This window comes from Kineococcus indalonis (assembly GCF_009906395.1).
GTDB lineage: Bacteria > Actinomycetota > Actinomycetes > Actinomycetales > Kineococcaceae > Kineococcus > Kineococcus indalonis.
The window spans coordinates 1-2,212 of record NZ_JAAALM010000597.1; the positions used below are offsets into that span (position 1 = coordinate 1).

Below are 2,212 nucleotides of genomic sequence, written 5' to 3' on the forward strand. Positions count from 1 at the left end.
GCTGACGCCCTCGCCCGGCGAGGGCGTCAGCGGGTCGGCGAAGGCGACGTTGACGTGCGCGGGGCCGGCGCCCTCCCCGCGCGCCCCGCGGGCGGCCGCGGCCGCGCGCGCCACCACCGAGCGCCACGCCGGCGCCTGCCGCTGCGCGTCCACCGGGGCGGGCACGTCGGCGGAGAAGCGCACCGAGGGCAGGAACAGGCGGGCCTGGGCGTCGGCGGTCTGGCTGGCCCCGGAGCCGCGCAGCTCGTGCGGGCGGTCCGCGGACAGCACCAGCAGCGGCACGCCCGCGTGGGAGGCCTCCAGCACCGCCGGGTGCAGGTTCGCCACGGCGGTGCCGCTGGTGGTGACGACGGCCACCAGGGGGTCCTCGCCGCGGGTCAGGGCGCCGCGCGCCAGGCCCAGGGCCAGGAAGCCGGCGCTGCGCTCGTCGACCCGCACGTGCAGCTCCAGGCGCCCGGCGTCCGCGGCGGCCGCGGCGGCGAAGGCCAGCGGCGCGCTGCGCGAGCCGGGCGAGAGGACCAGGTGGCGCAGGCCGAGCGAGACCAGCGCGTCGACGAGCACCGTCGCGAGCGCGGTCGAGGGGTTCACCCCTCCATTGGACCCCCTCGCGGCCGGTGCCACCCGCCGCGGGGGGTGTGGCAGCCTCCCGGTGTGAGCGAGAGCACGCGGTCCCTGCCGTCCCTGGAGGAGCTGCTGGCGGTCATCCCCGCCGGCGGCCTGGTCGAGCGGATGGGCATCGAGTTCGTCGAGGCCACCCCCGCGCGGCTGGTGGCGACGATGCCCGTGGAGGGCAACACGCAGGTCGCCGGGCTGCTGCACGGCGGCGCCTCCTGCGTGCTGGCCGAGACGCTGGGCTCCATCGGTGCGCTGCTGCACGTGTGGCCCGGCGGGCAGGCGCTGGGCACCGACATCAACGCCACCCACCACCGCGCGGTCTCCTCGGGCGTGGTGACGGGCACGGCCACCGCGATCACCCTGGGCCGGACGCTGTGCAGCCACGAGGTCGTCCTCACCGACGAGGCCGGGCGGCGGGTGTGCACGGCGCGCATCACGAACCTGGTGCGCCCCGCGCCGCGCTCCTGAACCGCTCGCGCCGGTCCACCCGTCCGGCGCAGCCGCTCAGGCGCGGGCCAGCACCGCGCGGCAGGCGGCCAGCCGCTCGCGCCACCACCCCTCGCGCGGCGCGGGCGCGCGGTGCGCGGCCAGCAGCTCCGCGTCGGCGCGCGCCGGGCCCACCGGCAGCGCCCCGCCCACCGGCAGCAGCGGCGCGGCGCTGACGTCGGCGGCCAGCAGCGCGCCGGTGCCCAGCCCGCACGCGAACGGCAGCTCCGGCAGCGCGGCGGCCAGGGCCGTGCCGGCCGCCAGGCCCACGGAGGTGTCCAGGGCGCTGGAGACCACCACGGGCAGCCCGCAGGAGGCGGCCACCTCCAGCGCGCGGCGCACCCCCGACAGCGGCGCCACCTTCACCACCACCACGTCGGCGGCCTCCAGCCCCGCCACCCGCAGCGGGTCCTCCGCCTTGCGCACGCTCTCGTCCGCGGCCAGCGGCACCGGCGCGCCCGCGCGCGCCAGGCGCCGGCGCAGCTCGGCCATCTCCTCCAGCGTCGCGCACGGCTGCTCGGCGTACTCCAGGCCCACCTCCCCCAGGGCGCCCAGGGCCCGCTCCGCCTCGTCCACGCTCCAGGCGGCGTTGGCGTCCACCCGCACCCGCCCGTGCGGGCCCAGCACCTCGCGCACCGCCCGCACCCGGGCCAGGTCGCCGGCCAGCGCCTCCTCGAAGCCCGTGCCGCGCTCGGCGACCTTCACCTTCGCGGTGCGGCAGCCGGGGAAGCGGGCCAGCACCGCGGGCACGTCGGCGGCGGGCACGGCCGGCACGGTGGCGTTGACCTCCACCCGCTCGCGCCGCGGCGCGGGGAACCCCGACCACGCCGCCTCCACCGCGGCGGCCAGCCAGCGCGCGGACTCGTGCGGCCCGTACTCCAGGAACGGGGCGAACTCCCCCCACCCGGCCGGGCCGCGCAGCAGCAGCGCCTCGCGCTCGGTGATGCCGCGGAAGCGGCGGCGCAGCGGCAGGCGCACCACGTGCGCGGCGTCGAGCAGGTCCTCCAGCGGCGGCAGCGCCGCGCCGGTCCCGGGGTCGTGGCTCACCGCCCCATCCTGCCCCCGCCGCGCCCCGCCACCGGTGGTCACCGGTGGCGGGGCGCGGCGGGGG

Annotated in this window: 3 protein-coding genes; 1 reads left to right on the forward strand and 2 read right to left on the reverse strand. The window is 80.0% G+C overall.

Features of this window, described 5'->3' with window-relative positions; genetic code table 11:
• On the reverse strand, positions 1–588 hold a 588-nt coding region (locus tag GTR00_RS19315; protein ID WP_323132615.1), incomplete at its 3' end, for a thiamine pyrophosphate-binding protein.
• Between the two features lie 63 nt (positions 589–651).
• Between GTR00_RS19315 and GTR00_RS19320 the strand changes: the two genes are divergently transcribed.
• On the forward strand, positions 652–1,083 hold the full coding sequence (locus GTR00_RS19320; RefSeq protein WP_323132616.1) for a PaaI family thioesterase: 432 nt from the start codon (positions 652–654) through the stop codon (positions 1,081–1,083).
• Between the two features lie 36 nt (positions 1,084–1,119).
• Here GTR00_RS19320 and GTR00_RS19325 read toward each other — a convergent pair whose 3' ends face one another.
• A complete protein-coding gene (locus GTR00_RS19325) occupies positions 1,120–2,148 on the reverse strand; it encodes an o-succinylbenzoate synthase (protein WP_323132617.1) in 1,029 nt (342 codons plus the stop codon).
• Positions 2,149–2,212 lie beyond the last annotated feature (64 nt).